The organism is Prevotella sp. KH2C16, assembly GCF_900113305.1.
In the GTDB taxonomy this organism is placed as follows: Bacteria; Bacteroidota; Bacteroidia; order Bacteroidales; family Bacteroidaceae; genus Prevotella.
Genome location: NZ_FOOW01000012.1, coordinates 45713 through 67303 on the forward strand (window position 1 = coordinate 45713; position 21591 = coordinate 67303).

Here is a 21591-nt window from a genome sequence, read left to right on the forward strand (position 1 = left end):
GCGATTTTGTCGGACAATCTCGCCGATTTTGTCAGCCAGTTTGCGGCAAACAGCATTCTACCCCGCCACCCCTTACAACACAGATAGCGGCTCCCCGTTCCGAGGAGAGCCGCTATCTGTCCATGCAAGTGCTGCCTACACCAGCTTTCCGAGCTGCTGCTTGAGCTCCTGCAGCTGGTCGCGCAGGGAAATCATGGTGTCCAGCACCTCCTTCGTATGGTCGATGCCATCGCGGTTCGCAGCCAGCATCTTCCTGGCCGATGCCAGCTTGAAGCCCCTCACCTTCACGAGGTTATAGATGCTCTTTACGAGGTCTATATCCTCCTGCGTGTATTGCCTGATACGAGAAACGGGCTGCACCTTCGGCTTCAATTGAGGTATTTCCTTCTCCCAAAAGCGGAGAGTACTCTCGTTTACGCCCACCATCTGCGAGACCTCACGAATGGAATAGTAGATTTTGAGAGGTTTGTTCGTGTTCAAAGCCATATTTTCGCACCTTTTTTAATACATTTATTTGCAAAAATAATGAAAACTTGGTATCTTTGCAAATGTTTTTGAAAAGAATTGAGAAAATAAGCAAAAAATATGATGACAGCTAACGAAATACGCGATTCCTACAAGAAGTTCTTCGAATCGAAAGGGCACACCATCGTGCCGTCGGCACCCATGGTAATCAAGGACGACCCCACCCTGATGTTCACCAACGCAGGCATGAACCAATGGAAAGACATCATCCTGGGAACAAAGGACCCCGAGCCACGCCGCCGCACCGACTCGCAGAAATGCCTCAGGGTGAGCGGAAAGCACAACGACCTCGAGGAAGTGGGCCACGACACCTACCATCACACCATGTTCGAGATGCTCGGCAACTGGAGCTTCGGCGACTACTTCAAGGAGGGCGCGATAGACTATGCGTGGGAATACCTTGTGGATGTGCTCCACCTCAACCCCAAAGACCTCTATGTAACGATATTCGAGGGGGCTCCCGAGGAAGGCATCGCCCGCGACGACGAGGCCGCCGGATACTGGGCGAAGCACTTGCCCGCCGACCATATCCTTGAGGGCAACAAGCACGATAACTTCTGGGAGATGGGCGACACGGGCCCCTGCGGCCCCTGCTCGGAAATCCATGTCGACTCCCGCACCGACGAGCAGAAGGCCAAGGTGCCGGGCCGGGAACTCGTGAACAAGGACGATCCGCAGGTCATCGAGATCTGGAACATCGTCTTCATGCAGTTCAACCGCAAATCGGACGGCACGCTCGAACCCCTCTCCATGAATGTCATCGACACGGGAATGGGCTTCGAACGGCTGGTGCGCATGCTTCAGGGCAAGCACTCCAACTATGACACCGACATCTTCCAGCCCGTCATCAAGCAGATAGAAGCCCTCTCGGGCAGGAAATACGGCTTCACCACGCCCACCGGCGAGAACGGCGAAGGAGCCGACGAGCAGGAGAAGATAGACATCGCCATGCGCGTGGTGGCCGACCACCTGCGTGCCGTGGCCTTCTCCATTGCCGACGGCCAGCTGCCCGGCAACGCCAAGGCGGGCTATGTCATCCGCCGAATCCTGCGCCGCGCGGTGCGCTATGCCTACACATTCCTCGGCCAGAAAGACGCCTTCATGTATAAACTCATGCCCGTCTTGGTACAGGAAATGGGCAAGGCTTACCCCGAGCTTTCCGCCCAGCAGGAACTCATCGGCCGGGTAATGAAGGAAGAGGAGGACTCTTTCCTCCGCACGCTGGAGAAAGGCATACAGCTGCTTAACGGCGACATGGACGAGCTGCGCGCTCACGGCGAGACGCAACTCGACGGCACGAGCGCGTTCCGCCTCTTCGACACCTACGGCTTCCCGCTCGACCTCACGGAGCTCATCTGCCGCGAAAACGGCTATACCGTCGACGAGGCAGGCTTCAATGAGGAGATGGAGAAGCAGAAGGCGCGTGCCCGCAACGCAGCCGTCGTGGAAAACGGCGACTGGGAGGTGCTCATGGAAGGAGAACAGGAATTCGTGGGATATGACTATTCCGAATACGAATGCCACATCCTCCGCTACCGCAAGGTAACCCAGAAGAAGAGCTCTTTCTATGAACTGGTGCTCGACCATACGCCATTCTACGGTGAGATGGGAGGACAGGTGGGCGACACCGGAGTCCTCGTTTCGGAGAACGAAACCATAGAGATTATCGACACGAAGCGCGAGAACAACCAGAGCATCCACATCGTCAAGGAACTGCCCAAGGAGCCGAGAGCCGACTTCATGGCCTGCGTAGACATCGACAAACGCGACGCCTCGGCCGCCAACCATACGGCCACCCACCTGCTGGACTATGCCCTGAAGCAAGTCTTGGGCGACCATGTGGAACAGAAGGGGTCGTATGTGAGTGCCGACACACTACGCTTCGACTTCGCTCATTTCCAAAAGGTTACCGACGAGGAACTGCGTCAGGTAGAGCGTCTGGTAAACGACATGATCCGCCAGGACCTCCCTCTTGACGAGCATCGGGACACCCCGATAGAAGAGGCAAAGGCACTTGGGGCCGTCGCTCTCTTCGGTGAGAAGTACGGCGAGAAAGTGCGGGTGGTGCGCTTCGGTCCGTCCTGCGAATTCTGCGGCGGCATCCATGTCAGATCGACAGGGCGCATAGGAATGTTCAAAATCGTTTCCGAAAGCTCCGTCGCTGCCGGCATACGCCGCATAGAGGCCATGACAGGCAAGACTTGCGAGGAAGCCGTATATGCGCTCGAGGACACCGTGCGCAACCTGAAGACCCTCTTCAACAACGCGAAAGACCTTGAAGGCGTCGTCCGCAAGTATATCGACGAGCACGACCAGATGCGCAAGGAACTTGAGCAATTCGTCGCACAGGCCGTGGAGCGTGCCAAGAACGCCCTCATAGAGCGTGCCGAGACTGTCAACGGAGTAACCGTAGTCAGGGCCGTAATGCCCCTTGAGCCCGCCCAGGCGAAAGACCTTGTCTTCAAAATCCGTGAGGCTATCCCGCAGAATCTTGTCTGCGTGGTCGGCTCCAAGTCGCACGACAAGCCCATGCTGAGCGTCATGCTGAGCGAAGACATGGTGAAGGAACACGGCTTGAACGCAGGCCAGATTATCCGCGAGGCAGCCAAACTCATCCAGGGCGGCGGCGGCGGACAGCCCCACTATGCGCAGGCCGGCGGAAAAAATGTCGACGGACTGAATGCCGCCGTCGACAAAGTCATTGAGTTGGCACATCTTTAACAAAGCCTTATAAAATCAAAAAGTTGGCATTCCCGTATAGAGAATACCAACTTTTTTCGTATATTTGTCCCGCAGAAACTTCTAAATCATGAAACATCAAAAAGCCGTCTTAGCCATCATACTCACCTGCATATCGACATTGACATGGGCGCAGACAGATCTCCCACCCACCTTCAAAGGCGAGGAGAACAGAGTCCGTGCCGACGAACTGAAGCGAGCCTATCTGCTCCCGACCCGCATCGTGTGGAAGCGGAATGTCAGTTACGAGCACAATCTATTGCAAATGACCAACGGGCAACCCGAGCTGGGCAAGGCCGGCATGTGCCTCATGCGAACCCGGGGGCAGGACACCGCCTCGATTCTGCTCGACTACGGGAGGGAAATACACGGCGGACTGCACCTCACGATGGGGAGCGGCAACCGCAGAGAGCCCTCAAAAGTAAGAATCAGATTCGGCGAATCGGTGCAGGAATGCAACAGCGTATGCGACAACTCGGACTATAACAAGTGGCAAAAGCCCAACCTTTCTGACGACGACCACGCCAAACGCGACATCATCCTGGAGATTCCGAGAGACGGGCAGATAGAAATCGGAAACACGGGATTCCGCTTCGTGCGCATCGACCTGCTGCAACCCGAGGCACAAATATCCATCAAAGAAGCCACGGCCATCTTCCGCTTCCGCGACATCCCCTATCTCGGCTCGTTCCAGTCGAGCGACTCCCGACTCGACAGCATCTGGCTTACGGGGGCCTATACCGTACATCTCAACATGCAGGAATTCCTCTGGGACGGCATCAAGCGCGACCGCCTGGTCTGGGTCGGAGACCTGCACCCCGAAGTCTCGACCCTCATGAGCGTCTTTGGCAATAACGAAGTCGTGCCCCGCTCGCTCGACTTTGCCTGCCAGGAGTTTCCCCTGCCCCGCTGGCTCAACAACATGCCCGCCTACTCCATGTGGTATCTCATCATACAATATGAATGGTGGATGCAGAATGCAGACCGCAGTTTCCTTGACAGGCACCATGATTACATCATCGGACTGATTGACTTGTTCGACAAATCCATTGATGAGAAAGGCGTCTTGAAAGGGACAAGCTTCCTCGACTGGCCTTCTTCTCCCGACAAGGAAGGCGTGAAAACCGGAGTACAGGCACTACTCATCTGGGCCATGAAGGACGGCAGGAAACTCTGCGACCTATTTGGAGATGCCGGACATAAAAGCGTCTGCGAGAGTATTATCAGCCGTCTCCGCAAGAACATCCGGAAACCGAAATCGCTGAAGCAGGCGGCAGCTCTTGAAGCCATTGCCGGCACGATGAATCCCAAGGAGGTTTTCAAAAGATATCTTGAGGCAGACGGCGCAAAGGGCTTTTCCACCTTCTACGGCTACTATATGCTGGAGGCGGAAGCCCTGGCAGGCAGATACCAGGAGGCCCTGGATGTCATCCGTGAGTATTGGGGAGGCATGCTCGATCTCGGGGCAACCACCTTCTGGGAAGACTTTGACCTTAAATGGGCTGAAAACACCAACCGAATCGACGAGTTGGGAGACCCCGACAAGAAGAATGCGCACGGCAGTTTCGGGGCCTACTGCTACCCCGGATTCCGCCTGAGCCTGTGCCACGGCTGGGCTTCCGGCCCAACCGCATGGCTCTCCCGCCATGTATTAGGGTTCAGAACCATAGAGGCAGGCTGCAGAAAGATAAGCGTGGAGCCTCATCTGGGCGACCTCACATGGGTAAAGGGAAGCTACCCTACTCCCTTTGGAATCGTAAGCGCAATCCATGAGAAGCAGCCTGACGGCTCCGTCAAGAGCTCCATTAGAAAGCCAAAAGCCGTGGAAATCGTATGCAACAGCAAGAATTGCACGATTTCAGACTACTAAATCCCCGTCAGGGAGGCGTCAATCCCCACGCCAGAGAAGCCTCGATTTTTTTCGGCTAACGCTTGCAGGATTTTCGGGAAATAGCTATCTTTGTAGCGAAACCATAAAACAAAAGATTATGTCAGTAGTAACAACCAAGTATTTAGGCAAGGCTCGCGTAGAGTCAGTATATAACGCAACCGGCGAAAAGATAACCACCGACGCAGGAAAGGCAGCCGGCGGATATGGCGAACACGGCAACCCGGTAGAGGTGTTGTGCACCGCGCTCGCCGCATGTGCCCTCACGGTAACCGGCCTTAACGCCGAGAAGTCCGGATTGGACTTCACGGGATGCTATGCCGAGGTAACGAATTACGAGGAAGACTTCAACAAATTCGTGGTAACCAAGATCAGCATCACCTTCCACCTGAAGGCCGAATACGACGAGAAGCTCCGCAAGAAGCTCGAGGCTTTCTCGCATCGTGCCTGCTTCGTGGGCAACTCCCTGACCACGGAGAAGGACTTCACCTTCGTGTACGATTTATAAACAGCCGCATCCCCGCTTGCCTGAACAAGGTGCGGGGATTAGCTTATAGGGTACTTTCAAGGGGCAAGTCTTTGGCAAAACGCTCATAGACTTCCCTTGAAACTCGTTTTGCACGAAGACTTCTCACGGCCGGGAAGTCAGAAAAATAGGAACTTTTGGTGCGCAGCCAATGGTGCGCCTTTATCTTGTTTACGAGGACAATCTGCCTCTCCAGCTGCCCTGCGAAGCGAGGGTTGACCACGGAAAGGAAATTCTTGCCATCCCATGTTTCCAAAGCCAATACCAGATAGGTCTTGTTCTTAGGCACCCCGCCCGCCCTCGGCGTGGCTTTCATGGAAGTCGTTACCGATATTTCCCATCCGTATTTGCGGTTCAGGTTCTCCATCATGCCCCTGAACACGATGCCGTGGGGCGATGTATCCTTGAGCCGGGTATAGGCGATGGAGTAATGAATCATCTCGTGCAACAGGACATTCTGATACTGCCGCTCGGTCTGGTCATAATAGTTTGACAGGCGGATCGTATAGTCGCAACACTCCGTCCGGAAGAGCCGGACACGCTTCTTGCAGGACATGGAACCGAGGCGGGTCTTAGATTTCGACAAGGCAAGCCGCGGCTGTGGAAGTCCACCACCGAAATAGTCGGCATTAAACTTCGCAAACCAGTGCGACATCCACTCCAAGGTTATCTGCATCGTAAGGCTTTCTCCCGTGTTATCTTAGTTTTTCAATTCCGCCACCAGATATTCCGAGCGGGTGCCGATGCGGAACTTAGCGCCCCAGATGCCGATTCCGCTCGTAACGAAATACTGCGTTTTCCCCTTCTGCAGGGGGCCGTAGGCATCTTCATAGATGGCATCCTCAATCCACGAAATCGGCCATACCTGACCGTAATGGGTATGCCCGCTCAGCTGGAAGTCTACCCCATTCTGCTCTGCCTGTTCCAGATGATAGGGCTGATGGTCGAGAAGGATGGTATAGCGAGCCGTGTCAACCCCAGCCAGAAGTTCTTCCAGACTCTTGCGACCGGGATTCGTGCGGTCATCACGACCTATGATGTTCACGCCTTTCAGCGTCATTGCGGAGTCTACGAGCAAGTGTATCCCGGCATCTTCATAGAACTTCATGGCGGCAGATTCTCCCGTATAGTACTCATGGTTGCCAAGGCAGGCCACCACGGGAGCTTTCAAATTGCGGAACGCCTGTGCCATATTCTGCTCAATGAGGGGGCGCATATGTCCGTCGATGATGTCGCCGCCGATGAGAATAAGGTCCGGATTCTCCCGGTTCATGAGGTCTATCCAGCGGTTAAGCTCACCTATCTGATTATGGTATCCTAAGTGCAAGTCAGACAACATGACGATTTTCAACGGCCTTTCGAGTTTTTTCGAAGTCGTCAGAGTCAGCGGCTGGCGCGCCTTATCCCGATAATGGACATAGCCATAGGTGAACAATCCCACCATGAGAACCAGCACCGAGAGCGTCCCCTTAAGGCTGTGGTGCAGGAAGTCTGGTGGCACTACATGCACCCATCTGCCAAGGTCGAGGAGCAGGAAGAGCATGACGAGATAGAGCAAAAGGAATATGCTGGAGTTGCCCACATTGTAAGCAACGGTGGCAACAGGCATTGGCATCCGGTCGAGGCTCCATATCCCGAAGTTCGCGAAGAAGCAGAAAAAACACAGGGCCATTACTGCAAGGACGGCAATCTTCCACGGCGCCGAGCACGGCAGAACCTGCCATGTATGCCAGAATGTATAGGCTATCCCTATCAGCGGCAGCACCAAGAACAAAAGAAACCAAATTCTCATGAGTGCAAAGGTAAGCAGTTTTCCTGAAAAAAGAGGATATATATTTCTGGTTCTTCTACCAGAGTTACGGATTTCATTCCCTATTCCTCCGTCTGCGCCTTAGGCCAGTTCACGAGAAACAGCTTCTCCGTAGCCCGTGTGAAGGCCGTATAGAGCCAATGGATATAGTCGGGGGTCAGCATGTCGTCCGTCATGTAGCCCTGGTCAAGATAGATGTGCGCCCACTGTCCGCCCTGCGCCTTGTGGCAGGTAACGGCATAGGCATACTTGATTTGCAGCGCATTGAAGTGGTCGTCGTGCCTGATCTGCCTGATGCGGTCGGCTTTCAGAGGTACATCGGCATAGTCCTCCATCACCTTATTATATAGTTCCTCGCTCTGTTCATGCGTCAGGGCAGGGGCTTCGGTGGTCAGGCTCTCCATAACCACCGTCGCCTTAAACTCCAGATTGTCGTAGTCCGGCATCTGCAACCATACATCCGCAAAGTGAAAACCATACAACTCATGCACATTCCTGACCCTCCGCACCCGCACGCGGTCGCCGTTGGCAATGAAAGAGATAGGCAATTTCTCCTTTTCCGACCAATAATAGTTGTTCCTCACGACCATGAGCATATCGCCCGTAGACAGTTCCTCCTCCCGGTCGAGCACCGTGTTACGGATGCCGAGGTTATAGATATTGGCACGCTTGTTGCTCCGCGTAACCACCATCGTCTCGTCCATGCCCACCTCGGAGTAGCTGGAGTTCAAGGATTCTATGAGCTCGCCTCCCGGCAGCATCTGTATATCGGCAAAGCCCGAGAACCTGATTCTTGGCAGGGCGGTGGCCACCCCACGAGTAATCAGCTGCCGAATGAGCGTGGCGTTGTAGAGGATTCCACTCTCCGCCTCCTGCCTGAGCACTTCCGTCAGGTCGCACTCGAACACCTTCATGCCGTAGCCCGCCATCACGGAAGCATTCAATGCCGGCGACTCCTCCTCGCCTACGGGGGGCAGCTGAGCCTTGTCTCCGATGAGCATCATCCTGCAATTACGACCCGAATAGACATATCTTACCAGGTCATCGAGCAACCTGCCACTCCCGAAAGTGGTTTCCGAGAGCCCCTCGTTGGCAATCATCGACGCCTCGTCGACCACGAAGAGCGTGTCGGCATGCAGGTTGTCGTTCAGGTTGAACAAGCCCCCATCGCCCGCAAAGACCTTCTGCCGATAGATGCGGCGATGTATCGTAAAGGCGGGATGGCCGCTGTTGAGTGCAAACACCTTGGCCGCACGCCCTGTTGGAGCCAGCAAGACGACTTTCTGCTTCAGCCCGGCCATCGCCCTGACGATGGCAGACGCCAGGCTTGTCTTGCCCGTTCCCGCCGAACCGCGCAGTATCATCAAGGCCTGGGCATCGCCATCGAAGAGGAAGGAGGCAAATGCCTGAAGTGCTTTTTCCTGGTCTTCGGTGGGACGGAAACCCAATTGTTGTCGGATTTGGCAAGTTAATTCGTCAATAATCATTGATATTCAATACTTTTTTTGTATTTTTGCACTTACAAAGATAATAAAAAGACGGGGAAACAGCGATAGTCTACAGAAGATTTTATCGCAAGCCCCCGCCATACAGAAACCAGCAAACCGCCAAATATGCAGGAACTCGAAACCAGCACCATCATCAAGCGCCCCCGCATCACGCTGCGCATCAGCAGCAAGAGCCTGTCGTTTTCCGTCATAGACAACACCGTGGAGACACAAATTGCCTACGAGCCGTTCATGGCAAAAAGCGGCATTTCCACGGCCGCAAACATGAGGGAGGCGTTCAGGACGGCAGCCCTCCTGAACCGCGGCTATCAGCGGGCACAGGTATTATCAGACACGAGAGTGCTGATGATTCCCGTCGAGGAGTTTGACGAAAGCACGAAGGAAGCCCTCTACCGCCACAGCTTTCCAGATTCCGACAACGACATCGTCATACAGAGCATTGTGCCAGACTTGAACAGCGTAGCGGTGTTCGGCATCAACAAGGACCTGAAAATGGTCATCGAAGACCACTTCCCGGATGTGAGATACACGCCCGTAGTCCAGCCCGTGTGGAGCTACATGCACAATCGCAGCTTCACGGGAAACAACCGAAAGCTGTACGGCTACTTTCACGACGACAAGCTCGACATCTTCAGTTTTGACAAGAACCGCTTCAAGTTCTGCAACTGCTATGACACCAACCGCGCCAACGACTCCGTCTATTTCCTGCTCTATGTGTGGAACCAGCTGAATCTCGACGCCGAGAAAGACGAGCTCTGCATCGCCGGAGAGGCTCCCGACAGGGAAAAGGTGCTGGAAATGCTGAAGAAATACATCCGTCAGGCCTACTGCATCAACCCCGCCGGAGAGTTCAACCGTGCTCCCATCACCCAGATAAAGGGCATCACGCTCGACCTGATCACCTTATTCTTAAAAGGGAAATGAGAATCATCACAGGGATATACAAGGGCCGGCATTTTGACATTCCACGCTCCTTCAAGGCGCGCCCTACCACCGACTTCGCCAAGGAGAACATCTTCAATGTGCTTCAGGGATACATGGACCTTGAAGACGGCACAGCCCTCGACCTCTTTGCCGGCACGGGAAGCATCTCGCTCGAGCTGCTTTCCAGAGGATGCGCGTCGGTGGTCAGCGTGGAATCCGACCGCGACCATGCCAACTTCATCCGGCAGTGCATGAAGAAGTTGGATACCGACAGGCACATCCTCATCCGCGGCGATGCGTTCCGATTCCTGAAAACATGCCGCCAGAAGTTCGACCTCATCTTTGCCGACCCACCCTACGCGTTGCCCGAACTGCCGCAGATACCAGACCTCATCTTCAAATATGATCTCTTGAAAGATAACGGCATACTCGTCTTCGAGCATGGAAAGAAAAACGACTTCGAGGCACATCCGCGTCTCATCGACCACCGCGCCTACGGCAGCGTGAACTTCTCCATATTCCGGCAAACCGCCCCTGAATCAGGCGGAAATACCTCGAAACAGAGCGAGGAGTAAGAAAAGACAATGCTTCCAACGGCTATCAGACTAACAAAATCGGCGAGATTGTCGGGCAAAATCGGCGATTTTGTCGCACGATTTCGCCGATTTTGTAGTGTCGGTAACGACTTCCCGGTTTTTCTGAGGCAAATCCCATTCCCCCCAGCAGCAAGGAACACTTTCCAGAACTGGCACCAACATTCAATTCCCCAACCTACAGCAGCGGGGCAAGCAGCCGCACCAGCGACTCCCAGAGGCGCTTGATGAAGGGGTATCTCTGCCTGTCCAGGAACTCGGCAACCGTAATGCAGTCTGCCTGATCATGAAGAAACACCTGCTTCATGCGCAGGGCCATTGCCTCGTCATAGAAGAAGATGTTAGACTCGAAGTCGTGCTCGAAACTGCGGAAGTCCACATTCGTAGAGCCGCAGGACGACAGGCTGTCGTCGCAGACGAGCAGCTTGGAGTGGTTGAAGGCTGCTTGATAGAAGTAGACTTTCACCCCTGCCTCGATGACCTCGCTGACATAAGAGCGGCTCGCCCATTCCGTGAGCTTCGAGTCTCCATGCAGCGGCACCATCAGGCGCACATCCACGCCGGCCACGGCAGCCGTCCGCAAGGCGAAGAGTATCGGCTCCGTGGGGAGGAAATAGGGGGTCTCGATATATACATAGCGCTTTGCCTGAAGCAGGATGCGTACATAACCCTGCATGATTTCCGGCCACTGGGATACCGGACTGCTCGTAACGACCTGGGCCAGGCAGTTGTTTTCAACGGCGGAATTGAGCCTCGGATAGTATTTGCGGCTGGTGATAAGGGTGCGGTCTACGAAATACCAGTCGACGAGGAAGGCTCGCTGAAGCGCATAGACGGCACCGCCCGTTACCTTGAGGTGGGTGTCGCGCCAGCCTTGTCGCCGCGTTCCCTTCACATAGCGGAGGGCGATGTTCATGCCGCCGATGAATCCCACCTGGCCGTCTATGATGCAGAGCTTGCGGTGGTTGCGGTAGTTCACCTTGCTCGTAAAGGCCGGAAACTTCACCGGCATGAAGGCATGCACATCGATTCCGGCATCGCGCATGCGCTCATAGAACGCCGTACGCACCTTCCAGTTGCCCACATCGTCATAGATGACGCGTACTTCCACGCCCTGACCGGCCTTGTCGATGAGGGCGTCGGCTATCAGATTGCCCAGCTCGTCGTCGGCAAAGATGTAGCTCAGGAGGTGGATATGCTGCCTCGCCCGCCCTATTTCCTGGAGCAAGGCGGGAAAAAACTCATAGCCGGAAGTATAGATTTCCACCTCGTTATCCTTGAAGGGCAGAGCCATATTCTGGTTGGCGTAGAGACGCATCAGCGCCCTGTATTCCTCGGGAAACCGCATGTTGCGCTGCTCGGCGAACTCCAGCATATTGCGCTTAGTGAGCTGGTCGAGGCTCCGCTGGCTGATCAGATGTTCCTTCCGCGTGTTCTGCCCGAAGAAAAAGTAAAAGATGATTCCCGCCACGGGCACGAACCCCAGCACCAGAAGCCATGCCATGGTCTTGGCAGGCTGACGGTTGTCCATCAGTATCTTGATCATGGTTGCGACAATCACAAACAGATAAACCAGTAATCCCAGCCAATGGATGTATATCATAGTGCCTGATTTTGAGTCTTAGACAATGATTTCGTTGCCGAGTTTCTTAGCGAGAGCATTGCGGATCTGCTGCATGTCGGTATATTCCTTCATCAGGCGGAGCATCTTGCCGCCATCTCCCTGCGACTCACTGATCTGTCTCTTCAGCTCAAGCAGGTGCTTCTCCACATAGTCCATGCGGAAGTCGGCAATGAGATGAAGGGTCTGGTTGCGGAGGTTCGCTATCCGGTTTTTCTCCGAAATTTCCTTTGCCTCGGGCACGGCCGACTTGTTTTTCAGGCTTTCGAGCAGCTGATAGCGGCGTACGCTCATATCGGCGGCCAGTCGGCTGATGTCGAGGTCGGGATGGTTGAGGAAGTAGGGCTCGGCCTTGAAGTCCTCGTCGGCGTTATGCTCCACGGCCTCCCGCAAGACCCGGTTGAAGAGCGGATTCTGGAATTTGAGGCCGTCGGCGGAGAGATCGTAGTCGACATACTGAGACACCGTCAGGTTATAGGCCACCCCGTTCTCGTCTTCCACATCCTTGAAGATGACCTCCTCGCCATGACAGATAATCATCTGCACGAGCATCTGCTCCACCTTGGACGACAGGAGGTCGATGGACGACGGCTGGACAGCGGGCTGCGCCACCTGGATTCGTTCCGGCTGGCGGGTGTCGGGGCTGCCTTTCTTCTCCTTGTTCTGGCGGATGAAGCGGTTCATCTGATTGATGAGGGTGGCCTCGTTGATGCCGATGCGCTGGGCGCAGTCGTGCAGATAGGTGTCGCGGAGTATCTGGTTCTGCACCACGGCAATGCTTTGCACGATGGAGTTGATGGCCTCTGAGCGCTTCAGGGGGTCGGTCTCGCCCCTCAGGAGTAAGCTGGTCTTGAACTGGATGAAGTCCGTCTGGTTCTCCTCAATATACTTCCGGAAATCAGAAGCCGTGTTCTTGCGGGCGAAACTGTCGGGATCCTCACCCTCGGGCAGCAGCAGCACCTTAAGGTTCATCCCCTCGGAGAGCAGCATGTCGGTGCCCCGGAGGGCGGCATGGATGCCTGCCGGGTCGTCGTCGTATATCAAGGTGATGTTCGAGGAGAAGCGGTGCAGCATGCGGATTTGCGGGAATGTGAGTGCCGTTCCCGACCCGGCCACCACATTATGGATGCCGCTCTGATACATAGAGATGACATCCGCCTGACCTTCCACCAAGTAGACGCGGTCTTCCTTGGCAATGGCTTTGCGGGCCTGATAGATGCCGTAGAGTGCATTCGACTTGTCGAAGATGTCAGACGAGGGGGAATTCACATACTTCTGGCTGACTCCCTTGGTGCGCGCGTCCAGCACACGGGCGGTGAATCCGAGCACTTTCCCGTTCAGTCCGACCCACGGAAAGACCACTCGCCCCGCATAGCGGTCGAGCAATTCGCCCTGGTCGGTCTTGAAGCAGATGCCCGTCTTGAGCAGGAACTCCTCCTGATAGCCCTTGCCCAGAGCCGTCCGGGCAAGAGCGCGACGGTCCTGAAGGTCGTAGCCGAGCCGAAAGGCCTTGATGGTGTCGTCGCGGAAGCCGCGGCTGCGGAAATACTGCATGCCGAGCGCAAGCCCGTCTACATTGTTATGTAAGAGTTCTTCAAAATAAGAGGCAGCCCATTCATTGACGATATACATCGACTCGCGCTCGCTCTCCTCCTTCTTCTCCTCGGGCGAAAGCTCACGCTCCTGTATCTCTATGTGATACTTATTGGCCAGCCAGCGCAAGGCTTCGGGATAGTTCATCTGCTCGTGCTCCATGATGAAAGACACCGCATCGCCGCCCTTGCCGCAGCCGAAGCAGTGGCAGGTGCCGCGCGAAGGAGTAACGATGAACGACGGCGTCTTCTCGTTATGGAACGGGCAGAGCCCCTTGTAGTTGGCTCCGCTCCTCTTCAGTGTAACGAAATCCGACACCACATCCACGATGTCGGCGGCATCCTTGATTCTTTCTATGGTCTGGCGGTCTATCATATCTATTGGAAGAAGGCAGCGCAAGCGAGCGCAGCGAGAACTTGCTCTCATACTGCCGAGTGCAGCCTGCCTTATGCAAAGATACTGCAATTTTGAGAGAATGCAAACTATTTCGGCAAATTTAATCGTTGCCCCAAGACGAAAAGACCGCTATCTGCCAGATTACAAGCCGTGTGTAATCAGATTACAAGCCGTGTGTAATCGAATTACAAGCCGTGTGTAACAGGATTACAAGCCGCTTGTAATCCCTCCGTCTGTCCTCCATAGAGGAAATGCTGACAGCCCGGACCACCGAAGAAGAGCTCCACGAACGCGGCAGAAAACCATTGCACAAATCTCTGTTTTTGTGCACAAATCCCTCAAAACTGTGCATTTTCCAAGGATTTATTTGTCAGGAAGGTAAAAAAATAGTAATTTTGCACCCGGCAAAAAGAATTATACACATTATTAATATATTATATGAGTTTGAAAATCGTTGTACTTGCCAAGCAGGTACCAGACACAAGAAATGTGGGAAAAGACGCCATGACCGCCGAAGGAACGGTGAATCGTGCAGCCCTTCCCGCAATCTTCAACCCTGAAGATTTGAATGCCCTGGAGCAAGCCCTTCGCCTGAAGGAGCAGTATCCGGGGTCTACAGTCGGCCTATTGACGATGGGTCCTCCCCGTGCAGGCGAGATTATCCGCCAAGGTCTTTACCGCGGTGCCGACACGGGATGGCTCCTGACCGACCGTCTCTTTGCCGGAGCCGATACACTCGCTACCTCTTATGCCCTGGCTACGGCCATCAAGAAGATCGGCGATGTAGACATCGTGCTCGGCGGCCGACAGGCCATCGACGGCGACACGGCACAGGTAGGCCCGCAGGTTGCCCAGAAACTGGGGCTCAACCAGGTTACCTATGCCGAGGAAATACTGAAGGTTGAAGACGGAAAAGCCACCATCCGCCGCCATATCGACGGTGGCGTGGAAACCGTAGAGGCACCCCTGCCGGTGGTCATCACCGTCAATGGCAGCGCGGCTCCCTGCCGCCCCTGCAACGCCAAGCTGGTAATGAAGTACAAGTATGCCACCTGCCCCATGGAGCGCAAGGGCGACGAGCCCTGGACGGAGCTCTATGCAGAGCGTCCATACCTCACCCTGAACCAGTGGAGCGTGGCCGATGTAGACGGCGACCCGCAGCAGTGCGGCCTGGCCGGATCGCCTACCAAGGTGAAGGCTGTCCAGAACATCGTGTTCCAAGCCAAGGAGAGCAAGACCCTCACGGCCTCGGACGCGGATGTGGAGAGCCTCGTCAAGGAGTTGTTGGAAGAAAAGATTATCGGTTAAAAAAGTAGTGCTTTATGAATAATGTATTTGTATATTGCGAGATAGAAGGCACTACCGTAGCCGAAGTATCTCAGGAATTGCTCACCAAAGGCCGCAAGCTGGCCAACCAACTGGGCGTTGAGCTCCATGCCGTAGTTGCCGGAACGGGCATCAAGGGCAAGGTGGAAGACCAGATCCTGCCGTATGGTGTAGACAAATTGTTCGTTTTCGACGGTGAGGGATTGTTCCCCTACACCTCGGCTCCGCATACGGATATCCTCGTAAACCTCTTCAAGGAGGAGAAGCCGCAGATAGCCCTGATGGGTGCAACGGTCATCGGCCGCGACCTCGGACCACGCGTTTCGTCGTCCTTGACCAGTGGTCTTACGGCCGACTGCACGCAGCTCGAGATAGGCGACTACGACGAGAAGAAGACCGGGCAGCACTATGAGAACCTGCTCTATCAGATTCGTCCCGCCTTCGGAGGCAACATCGTGGCCACCATCGTGAATCCCGACCACCGCCCGCAGATGGCCACCGTGCGCTCAGGCGTCATGCAGAAGGCTCTTTACGACGGCAAGGCGAAGAACGAAGTGGTGTATCCGGAAGTAGCAAAGTATGTTCCGGAATTCGACTATGTAGTGAAAGTGCTCGACCGCCATGTGGAGGCAGCCCAGAACAACCTGAAGGCTGCGCCTATCGTTGTGGCCGGAGGCTATGGCATGGGCAGCAAGGAAGGATTCGACATGCTGTTCCAGCTTGCGAAGGAGCTGCACGGCGAGGTAGGTGCAAGCCGTGCCGCGGTAGACGCGGGATGGATAGCCGCCGACCGCCAGGTCGGCCAGACGGGTGTTACGGTGCATCCGAAGGTGTACATCGCATGCGGTATCAGCGGGCAGATTCAGCACATCGCGGGCATGCAGGACGCAGGTATCATCATCTCGGTGAACAGCGATCCCGACGCTCCCATCAACCAGATTGCCGACTATGTGATCACGGGAACCGTGGAGGAAGTGGTTCCGAAACTGATAAAATACTATAAGAGTAATACTAAGTGATAATCAAGAATAAAAGAATAAGAGAATAAAAGAATAAAAGCCAATAGCTTGGAAACAAAAAGCCCAATGCGCTGAGACTAAGGAACTATGACTTACAGCATCTTCGACATCCACGCCTGGCAGAAGGCCTATGAGTTTACACTCTTGACCTACAAGGCCACAAAGAAGTTTCCCGACTTCGAGAAATACGGCTTGGCTTCACAGTTCCAAAGAGTAGCGGTATCTATCGTTGCCAACATTGCCGAGGGTTCCAGGAAGACATCGAAGCCTGACAAGCTGAAATTCATGAATATAGCCCAAGGTAGTCTCGAAGAATGCCGGTGCTATGTGCTGCTGGCCAAAGACTTAGAATATATTTCGACTATGGAGCATGATGCCTTGACGGCCTGTCTGGAAGATACAAGCAGACTTCTGAATGCCTTTACAAAAGGTATAGAGACTCACGATTTCAATAGCCAAATATAAGCTTTCAAGGTAATGGCTGTTATTCTTTTATTCTATTATTCTTTTATTCTATAGCAAAACAAGCAAAAATGTCAAATTACTATACAGACCATCCAGAGATCGGGTTCCACCTGAACCACCCTCTGATGAAGCGCATCGTTGACCTCAAGGAACGCAACTATGCAGACAAGGAACAGTTTGAAGACGCCCCGGTAAGCTACGAGGACGCCATCGAGAACTACAAGCGACTGCTCGAAATCACGGGCGATGTGGCTGCCAACATCATCGAGCCGAACTCGGAGAGCGTGGACCAGGAAGGGCCGCACCTCGAGAACGGACGCATGATCTACGCCAGCAAGACCTACGAGAACCTCGAGGCCACCCGCAAGGCCGGCCTTTGGGGACTCTCCATGCCCCGCCGCTACGACGGACTGAACCTCCCCAATGTGGTGTTCTCCATGGCCTCGGAGGTGATAGCCGCTGCCGACGCCGGCTTCCAGAACATATGGAGCCTGCAGAGCTGCATAGACACGCTCTATGAATTCGGCAACGAAGATCAGCGCCAGAAGTACATCCCGCGCATCTGCAAGGGCGAGACCATGAGCATGGACCTCACCGAACCGGATGCGGGCTCCGACCTGCAGCGCGTGATGCTGAAGGCTTCGCAGGACGCGGACGGCACATGGAGGCTCAACGGCGTGAAGCGTTTCATCACCAACGGCGACTCTGATATCCACCTCGTGCTGGCCCGCTCGGAAGAGGGAACGCGCGACGGCCGCGGCCTCTCGATGTTCATCTACGACAAGAGGGACGGCGGCGTTACCGTGCGCCACATCGAGCACAAGCTCGGCATACACGGAAGCCCCACCTGCGAGCTGGTATTCAAGAACGCGAAGTGCGAGCTCTGCGGCAGCACCCGGCTGGGACTTATCAAGTATGTGATGGCCTTGATGAACGGCGCCCGCCTCGGAATCGCCGCACAGAGCGTAGGCGTAGAGCAGGAAGCCTATAACGAGGGCCTCGCCTATGCCAAGGAGCGCGCCCAGTTCGGCAAGAAGATCATTACCTTCCCGGCCGTATACGACATGCTCAGCCGCATGAAGGCCAAGCTCGACGCAGGCCGCTCGCTGCTCTATATGACCGCCCGCTATGTGGACATCTACAAGGCGCTGGAGGACATTGCACGCGACGGGAAGCTCACGCCGGAGGAGCGTCAGGAGATGAAGAAGTACACCCGGCTGGCCGACGCGTTCACGCCGCTGTCGAAAGGAACCAACTCCGAGTATGCCAACCAGAACGCCTACGACGCCATCAGCATACACGGAGGCTCGGGATTCATCATGGAATACAAGAGCCAGCGCCTCTACCGCGACGCACGCATCTTCTCCATCTACGAGGGAACGACGCAGCTGCAGGTGGTGGCAGCCATCCGCTACATCACCAACGGCACCTATCTCGACATCATGAAGGAAATGATGCAGAGCGAGGTGAGCGACGACCTGAAGCCGCTGAAGACACGCGTGGAGAAACTCATCGCCCTCTACGGGGAGTCCATCGACAAGGTGAAGGCCGACGAGAACCAAGACGAGCACGACTTCCTGGGCCGCCGCCTCTATGACATGACGGCCAACATCATCCAGTCGCTGCTCATTCTGGACGACGCGACGAAAGCTCCCGAGCTCTTCGCCAAGAGCGCGAATGTATTCGTGCGCATGGCAGAGGAGAACATCGTGGGTGCTGCCGCCTACATCAAGGCATTCAATGCGGAAGACCTCAAGGATTTCGCAGCCGAGGAAGAGCCTGCGAAAGAAGAGGCCTGACAAGACTTTGAGACCCGTTCCGAGGGAGCGCGGACGCTGATCATAAAAAGAGAATCCCATTGGCAAGGTTGCCAATGGGATTCTTCATGCTGTTTCCAATCAAGCAGAAAGACCGCCACCTGCCTGACAAAATCGGCGAGATTGAAGGACAAAATCGGCGAAATCATGGGACAAAATCGCCGATTTTGTCAGACTTCAAGCCGCTACCCAAATCATGAAAGGTCTGCCTCGGAAAAGCCGGAAGGGCAAAGGGCAAAACAAAAAAGAGCAAAAGAATCCCGCCGGTATGGATGCCGGCGGGATTCTCCTATAGCCAAGCCCTCACCTTCTCCCTGACATTCAGGGCGCAGGCCGACCTCTTATTCCGCATTTGCGTCATAGCCATAAGCCTCTACCTCAAACAGGGCATTGCCGTTGCGGCGGCTGTTGAAGAATACGATGGCAATGTAGCGGGCATTATACATGTTGTCTAATGGACGGCTCCAATAAGCCGTGCCGTTCCAGAACACGGTTCCCCAGCTGCCCTTTGCGCGGGTGAAGGTCTCGTCGGTGGTGGTAAAGGCAGTAAGATCGAAGGCCGCGTCCTTGTTGAACGGCTTATCGCTCACATAGACCATGACATTGTTATTCGTGCGGTAGTTGTATCCGCCGGCCTCATTCTGATAGAGTATCAGCTTATTGATATAATAGGAGTCCTTGCCGTTGTCGATGACCAGAATTTTCGGGAAAGAGCCCGTCCTTGCCCACCAGGCATGGTTGATATCGCTGCCGATAACGCCGTCGAACAGGTTTGAGGTCGGGCGGTCATTCGTGGTATTGCTTTCAACTGTCCAACTTGAGCAGTCGAGCTTACCCGCGATGGGGAACGGAGACTTTCTCCAGCCATTCCATATCGTGTCTAACCCCTCTGTAGGACAGAAGCCCGAGGAATACTCGAAGCGACTGCCGGCCACGGCATCAGGCAGAGATATCTGAGCCGTATTCACATCCAAGAGTTCAGGAACGACGACCGTGTCGCCCTTGGCATCGACATATCGGAAGCGAGTGGCCACCATTTCGTCGGTGCCGAAGCCCGTATTGATTAGTGCAGAGCCATCGCCCTGGATCTCAGCAGAGACTATCTCACGCTCGGCATGGGTTGCCAACCAATTCGCCGCATAAGGAGAAGTGGTGATTTCGCTCACCATCGAGACATTGCCAGCGGCATCATAATTGAAGACCTCAAACGCATACGAATGTTCTGAGAGGCCTTCTATCAGTATGCTAATCGTATCTTGGCCGACATAGTCTGCATAGTTCATTTCGATACTATCCTGCCTGTTCTGCCAATAAATCTTAGCCCTGACCACCGATGGATCCTTAGGATAAGCCCAAGTCAGCTTTACACGGTTATATCCTTCATAGGCATATAGCCCCGTGCTTTTCTCTGGATAAATATATCCGCTGTTCTTTACCCACTTTTGGTAAATGTCGGCCTGATCCTTGCAAGAACTGAATCCAGCTATCATCAGGACGGAAAATACTACATATATGAACTTTCTCATAACTATTTTCTTTTAACTTTTAATACCACACTACTCAAGAATCTGACCATAAGGAGTAATCTCACCGACCTGAACACTACCTACCGTAGCCTTGGTCTCCCAAGTCGTAAAAGTATTCATGAAGACTATGCGCAGATAGCGGAGCTTATCATTTGCATGAGGATATTCGCCGGTATTATCCATCTCATATTCTGTATTGTCGTTATAGTAGTCATAGTCCTCCTGCGTAACCTCGCCTACAGTTCCATCGGGATTATAGCCTGACGGCTTGGGTTGTTCGAACCAACCGAGCTTGAACCAGCAATCCTCGAATCCATGCTCGTTATTGGGATTTTTCACTCCCGTGGGAACCTCGTAGCTTCCCCAGAACTCCAACTGGCGCACATTGGCACTCGACCAAACCAGATACCTGTAGCGTGGCCGATAGGCTATGCGGCTCAAGCGCGCAGTCTGCCCGAGGTTTATCGTCAGCCATTGTGGCATGGGGCCATTCGCACTTGCATAGATATTGTTATTAGAAACTCCGTTATCCCAAAGGGCTGTTACAGGATAACTGCCACTTGTCTGGAAAGAATTATCATCACCCGGATTAAAGTACCTGAATTTTCCCTTAACCAATTCCGATTCCTCCCACGGTGTAAGTATCTTCGTCTTTACGGGGGAGAGGTTACCCCAGTGGTCTCGAAGATAAACTCCGAACAATGTTGTCTCTGCTGGCAGATTACGGCGAGCCAGGAAGATGTCTTTGGCTGAGGTGAAAAGCGTCGTAACCTCTACCCATTTGCGACTTTCATCGGGTTTATTGATATCGGTAGTGTCTGCGTCGGAAAGTAAGACTACCGCCAGGTCAGCGCGGTCCACATTATCCATAATATGAATCTTCAGTCCTCCAAATGTTTCCTGCATGTCCCAGTCAACAGTCTGAATGGCCGGAGCCAAAGGAGTAATCTGAACGCTTACCGGTGCAGACTCTGCCATGTTGACATTGAAAGAGGAAACCTGTACCGTATGCTCCAGTGTATCGGCATACCCCTCTACAACCAGAGTATCGATGTAACGAGAAATCCTTGTCTCTACATCCGTACCGTTACGATTGTATTTTGCCACGACCCCCTTTAGATTTACATCATTAGGGATCTCTACTTTTATGACTGCTCCTCCTGGTATACTGCTTACCTTTGTTACCTTTATTCCTTGAGGAACAGGTATCGATCCATCAATCTGGTCTACCCGATCGCCATCTCCACAACTGAAAAGGAGGAGCGATACGACCAAAGCGCAACTGAATAATAATATCTTTTTCATATTCTTTTAC

General features: G+C 54.1%; 17 protein-coding genes. 9 read left to right on the forward strand and 8 right to left on the reverse strand.

What is annotated here, in order from left to right; all coding sequences use genetic code 11:
• Positions 1-135: 135 nt before the first annotated feature.
• Positions 136-486, reverse strand: coding sequence for a MerR family transcriptional regulator (locus tag BM114_RS09155; protein WP_092112690.1), 351 nt, complete (start codon positions 484-486; stop codon positions 136-138).
• Positions 487-585: 99 nt separating this feature from the next.
• Between BM114_RS09155 and alaS the strand changes: the two genes are divergently transcribed.
• The 3 genes from alaS to BM114_RS09170 all read left to right on the forward strand — a co-directional run bounded on the left by alaS (position 586) and on the right by BM114_RS09170 (position 5660).
• Positions 586-3246: an alanine--tRNA ligase gene (gene alaS, locus BM114_RS09160; RefSeq protein WP_092112692.1), complete on the forward strand. Its 2661-nt coding sequence runs from the start codon at positions 586-588 to the stop codon at positions 3244-3246.
• Positions 3247-3334: 88 nt separating this feature from the next.
• The gene (locus tag BM114_RS09165; RefSeq protein ID WP_092112694.1) at positions 3335-5134 is read left to right on the forward strand and encodes an alpha-L-rhamnosidase-related protein; all 1800 of its coding nucleotides are present in this window, start codon (positions 3335-3337) and stop codon (positions 5132-5134) included.
• Positions 5135-5252: 118 nt separating this feature from the next.
• Positions 5253-5660, forward strand: a complete 408-nt coding sequence (locus BM114_RS09170; RefSeq protein WP_092112696.1) for an OsmC family protein — start codon at positions 5253-5255, stop codon at positions 5658-5660.
• Between the two features lie 43 nt (positions 5661-5703).
• Here BM114_RS09170 and BM114_RS09175 read toward each other — a convergent pair whose 3' ends face one another.
• From BM114_RS09175 to BM114_RS09185, 3 genes are all read right to left on the reverse strand, one after another.
• Complete coding sequence (locus BM114_RS09175) at positions 5704-6354, reverse strand: SprT-like domain-containing protein (protein WP_092112698.1); 651 nt, start codon at positions 6352-6354, stop codon at positions 5704-5706.
• 24 nt (positions 6355-6378) lie between these two features.
• Positions 6379-7470 (reverse strand): metallophosphoesterase, encoded by a 1092-nt coding sequence (locus BM114_RS09180; protein WP_177207085.1) that lies wholly within the window; start codon positions 7468-7470, stop codon positions 6379-6381.
• A gap of 80 nt (positions 7471-7550) precedes the next feature.
• On the reverse strand, positions 7551-8975 hold the full coding sequence (locus BM114_RS09185; protein WP_092112700.1) for an ATP-dependent DNA helicase: 1425 nt from the start codon (positions 8973-8975) through the stop codon (positions 7551-7553).
• Positions 8976-9101: 126 nt separating this feature from the next.
• Between BM114_RS09185 and BM114_RS09190 the strand changes: the two genes are divergently transcribed.
• Both BM114_RS09190 and rsmD read left to right on the forward strand, forming a co-directional pair.
• Positions 9102-9920 (forward strand): DUF3822 family protein, encoded by an 819-nt coding sequence (locus BM114_RS09190; protein WP_092112702.1) that lies wholly within the window; start codon positions 9102-9104, stop codon positions 9918-9920.
• On the forward strand, positions 9917-10495 hold the full coding sequence (gene rsmD, locus BM114_RS09195; RefSeq protein WP_092112705.1) for a 16S rRNA (guanine(966)-N(2))-methyltransferase RsmD: 579 nt from the start codon (positions 9917-9919) through the stop codon (positions 10493-10495). Before BM114_RS09190 ends, rsmD begins: the two co-directional genes overlap by 4 nt.
• 196 nt (positions 10496-10691) lie before the next feature.
• Here rsmD and cls read toward each other — a convergent pair whose 3' ends face one another.
• Together cls and dnaG are read right to left on the reverse strand one after the other, a co-directional pair.
• On the reverse strand, positions 10692-12116 hold the full coding sequence (gene cls / locus BM114_RS09200) for a cardiolipin synthase (RefSeq protein ID WP_092112707.1): 1425 nt from the start codon (positions 12114-12116) through the stop codon (positions 10692-10694).
• An 18-nt stretch (positions 12117-12134) separates the two neighbouring features.
• On the reverse strand, positions 12135-14102 hold the full coding sequence (gene dnaG / locus BM114_RS09205; RefSeq protein ID WP_092112709.1) for a DNA primase: 1968 nt from the start codon (positions 14100-14102) through the stop codon (positions 12135-12137).
• Between the two features lie 459 nt (positions 14103-14561).
• Between dnaG and BM114_RS09210 the strand changes: the two genes are divergently transcribed.
• The 4 genes from BM114_RS09210 to BM114_RS09225 all read left to right on the forward strand — a co-directional run bounded on the left by BM114_RS09210 (position 14562) and on the right by BM114_RS09225 (position 18732).
• Positions 14562-15431 (forward strand): electron transfer flavoprotein subunit beta/FixA family protein, encoded by an 870-nt coding sequence (locus tag BM114_RS09210; RefSeq protein WP_092112711.1) that lies wholly within the window; start codon positions 14562-14564, stop codon positions 15429-15431.
• Between the two features lie 14 nt (positions 15432-15445).
• Positions 15446-16468 carry an electron transfer flavoprotein subunit alpha/FixB family protein gene (locus BM114_RS09215; RefSeq protein WP_092112713.1) on the forward strand — a complete coding sequence of 341 codons (1023 nt, stop codon included), beginning with the start codon at positions 15446-15448 and terminating at the stop codon, positions 16466-16468.
• A gap of 87 nt (positions 16469-16555) precedes the next feature.
• A complete protein-coding gene (locus tag BM114_RS09220) occupies positions 16556-16933 on the forward strand; it encodes a four helix bundle protein (RefSeq protein WP_092112715.1) in 378 nt (125 codons plus the stop codon).
• 68 nt (positions 16934-17001) lie between these two features.
• Positions 17002-18732, forward strand: a complete 1731-nt coding sequence (locus BM114_RS09225) for an acyl-CoA dehydrogenase family protein (protein ID WP_092112717.1) — start codon at positions 17002-17004, stop codon at positions 18730-18732.
• Between the two features lie 359 nt (positions 18733-19091).
• Here BM114_RS09225 and BM114_RS09230 read toward each other — a convergent pair whose 3' ends face one another.
• Positions 19092-20276 (reverse strand): DUF4998 domain-containing protein, encoded by a 1185-nt coding sequence (locus BM114_RS09230; RefSeq protein WP_092112719.1) that lies wholly within the window; start codon positions 20274-20276, stop codon positions 19092-19094.
• Positions 20277-20306: 30 nt separating this feature from the next.
• A complete protein-coding gene (locus BM114_RS09235; RefSeq protein ID WP_092112721.1) occupies positions 20307-21581 on the reverse strand; it encodes a DUF4959 domain-containing protein in 1275 nt (424 codons plus the stop codon).
• Positions 21582-21591 lie beyond the last annotated feature (10 nt).

Excerpts from the sequence above, each read along its gene's own strand:
- BM114_RS09155 (WP_092112690.1), bottom strand. The coding sequence starts at position 486 with ATGGCTTTGAACACGAACAAACCTCTCAAAATCTACTATTCCATTCGT.
- alaS (WP_092112692.1), top strand. The coding sequence starts at position 586 with ATGATGACAGCTAACGAAATACGCGATTCCTACAAGAAGTTCTTCGAA.
- BM114_RS09165 (WP_092112694.1), top strand. The coding sequence starts at position 3,335 with ATGAAACATCAAAAAGCCGTCTTAGCCATCATACTCACCTGCATATCG.
- BM114_RS09170 (WP_092112696.1), top strand. The coding sequence starts at position 5,253 with ATGTCAGTAGTAACAACCAAGTATTTAGGCAAGGCTCGCGTAGAGTCA.
- BM114_RS09175 (WP_092112698.1), bottom strand. The coding sequence starts at position 6,354 with ATGCAGATAACCTTGGAGTGGATGTCGCACTGGTTTGCGAAGTTTAAT.
- BM114_RS09180 (WP_177207085.1), bottom strand. The coding sequence starts at position 7,470 with ATGAGAATTTGGTTTCTTTTGTTCTTGGTGCTGCCGCTGATAGGGATA.
- BM114_RS09185 (WP_092112700.1), bottom strand. The coding sequence starts at position 8,975 with ATGATTATTGACGAATTAACTTGCCAAATCCGACAACAATTGGGTTTC.
- BM114_RS09190 (WP_092112702.1), top strand. The coding sequence starts at position 9,102 with ATGCAGGAACTCGAAACCAGCACCATCATCAAGCGCCCCCGCATCACG.
- rsmD (WP_092112705.1), top strand. The coding sequence starts at position 9,917 with ATGAGAATCATCACAGGGATATACAAGGGCCGGCATTTTGACATTCCA.
- cls (WP_092112707.1), bottom strand. The coding sequence starts at position 12,116 with ATGATATACATCCATTGGCTGGGATTACTGGTTTATCTGTTTGTGATT.
- dnaG (WP_092112709.1), bottom strand. The coding sequence starts at position 14,102 with ATGATAGACCGCCAGACCATAGAAAGAATCAAGGATGCCGCCGACATC.
- BM114_RS09210 (WP_092112711.1), top strand. The coding sequence starts at position 14,562 with ATGAGTTTGAAAATCGTTGTACTTGCCAAGCAGGTACCAGACACAAGA.
- BM114_RS09215 (WP_092112713.1), top strand. The coding sequence starts at position 15,446 with ATGAATAATGTATTTGTATATTGCGAGATAGAAGGCACTACCGTAGCC.
- BM114_RS09220 (WP_092112715.1), top strand. The coding sequence starts at position 16,556 with ATGACTTACAGCATCTTCGACATCCACGCCTGGCAGAAGGCCTATGAG.
- BM114_RS09225 (WP_092112717.1), top strand. The coding sequence starts at position 17,002 with ATGTCAAATTACTATACAGACCATCCAGAGATCGGGTTCCACCTGAAC.
- BM114_RS09230 (WP_092112719.1), bottom strand. The coding sequence starts at position 20,276 with ATGAGAAAGTTCATATATGTAGTATTTTCCGTCCTGATGATAGCTGGA.
- BM114_RS09235 (WP_092112721.1), bottom strand. The coding sequence starts at position 21,581 with ATGAAAAAGATATTATTATTCAGTTGCGCTTTGGTCGTATCGCTCCTC.